The sequence below is a fragment of the Hadarchaeum sp. (SeqCode) genome, from assembly GCF_049969415.1.
Classification (GTDB): domain Archaea; phylum Hadarchaeota; class Hadarchaeia; order Hadarchaeales; family Hadarchaeaceae; genus Hadarchaeum.
Genome location: NZ_JBMFOX010000112.1, coordinates 1 through 1,773 on the forward strand (window position 1 = coordinate 1; position 1,773 = coordinate 1,773).

Annotated in this window: 1 protein-coding gene; it reads left to right on the top strand. The window is 49.7% G+C overall.

Going from position 1 to position 1,773, the window contains the following annotated elements; genetic code table 11:
• Positions 1-135: 135 nt before the first annotated feature.
• Positions 136-1,512 (top strand): IS1182 family transposase, encoded by a 1,377-nt coding sequence (locus ACP5PX_RS08175; RefSeq protein ID WP_428085455.1) that lies wholly within the window; start codon positions 136-138, stop codon positions 1,510-1,512.
• Positions 1,513-1,773: the final 261 nt, after the last annotated feature.

Consider the following 1,773-nt stretch of genomic DNA (forward strand, 5'->3'; position numbering starts at 1 on the left):
AGAAAACAAAGCGTACATTTTGCCACTACTGGCGGTGCTGCTGGCGAGAAGCAAACTCCTCTACACTAGGAGTCCGTCCGAGTAACCTTCGCCTTTTAGCAGGAATTTGCCGTATTCATGTCAAATTATCTAAACATGAACAAAACATATCGAGATTACCATCCTGACCAACTTTATATTTTGCCACCGTCTCCCCGGGATTGGCTGCCTGAGAATCACTTGGCCCATTTCATCAGCGATGTGGTGGATGATCTCGACATATCAGTGATCGAGAAATCCTACGAAAAGGAGTTGAGGGGTTATCCTCCCTACCATCCCCGCATGATGCTGAAGATTCTCATCTACGCTTACACCACTGGGGTATTTTCCTCCCGGAAAATTGAGCGGAAGATCCAGGAGGACATCGCTTTTCGCTACTTGTCGGCCGGGAACATGCCTAACTTCCGGACGATCTCGGACTTTCGAAAAAGGCACCTAAGTGCTTTCAAGGAGCTGTTTTTACAGGTATTAAAGATCGCCGAGGAAGCAGGGCTTATAAAGCTTGGGCACATTGCTCTGGACGGTACTAAGGTCAAGGCCAACGCCTCCAAGCACAAGGCCATGAGTTATGGCCGAATGAAAAAGCGCGAAGAAGAACTGGAGCAAGAGATCAAAGAGCTTTTGGCGGAGGCCGAAAAAATCGACCAAGAGGAAAACCACAAGTTCGGCAAAGACAAGCGCGGCGATGAACTGCCGTCGGAACTGGCGCGCCGGGAAACCCGTCTGGCCAAAATCCGCCAGGCTAAAGAAGCTATCGAGCGACGGGCGCGCGAGGAAAAAGAGGCCCAAAATAAAGGCACCAAGAAGGACGACGGCAGTGCTTCGCCCGATCAAGGGGAATCGCAGGGTTCGGAACCTCCCGCTAAGGAGGTTGAACCCAAGGACTCGGCGCAGTACAACTTCACTGATCCCGATTCCAGGATTATGCTTGACGGGAACAAGGCCTGGGTGCAGGCCTATAATGCCCAGGCGGCCGTTGACAGTGCTCATCAGTTAATTGTAGCTCATGATGTAACCAATAATCCTTCTGATAAGGTCAACCTTAAGCCTATGGTTAAATCCGTAGAAGCCAACACCGGGAAGAAACCTGCTGAAATCTCGGCTGACGCCGGGTATTTTAGCGAGGCCAACGTCTCATGGCTGATAAACGAGGCCAAAATTGCTCCTTACATTCCGCCAGACAGACAGAAACACAACGAACGTTTAACAAGTCCCCGTGGTCCTATTACCGAGGGGATGTCGGTAGCCGATCGGATGCGGCGTAAACTGAGAACCAAACGTGGCCGGGCCAAATATGGGCTACGGAAAGTTGTGGTTGAACCGGTCTTTGGCCAGATAAAAAGGGTTATGGGGTTCACCCAGTTCCACCTCCGGGGTCTTGCCAAAGTAAAGGCCGAGTGGGCTCTTGTCTGTTTAGCCTACAATTTAAGGAGGATATTTTCCCTGAAGCCACTAAGAAACGCAATAGCTTAGTATAGTATAGGGAAAAGCCAAAATGTAAATGGGTCCCGTCACGGAGATTAATCCCCAACCAGGAAAGTCGAGCCAGTATGGAACTTATTTAATGGCCGGCTAATAGATTTTTGGGTTGCGTTACCTGGACGGACTCCTAGTGATGGTACATACTGTACGTTTGGCCCGCCGTAGCTCGGACTCCCCAGTTCCGGCTGATGGTCCTACCATAAGTTACCATATAATATTTTCATTGTCAATAATTTTATGGTTGCCTCGATA

Excerpts from the sequence above, each read along its gene's own strand:
- ACP5PX_RS08175 (WP_428085455.1), top strand. The coding sequence starts at position 136 with ATGAACAAAACATATCGAGATTACCATCCTGACCAACTTTATATTTTG.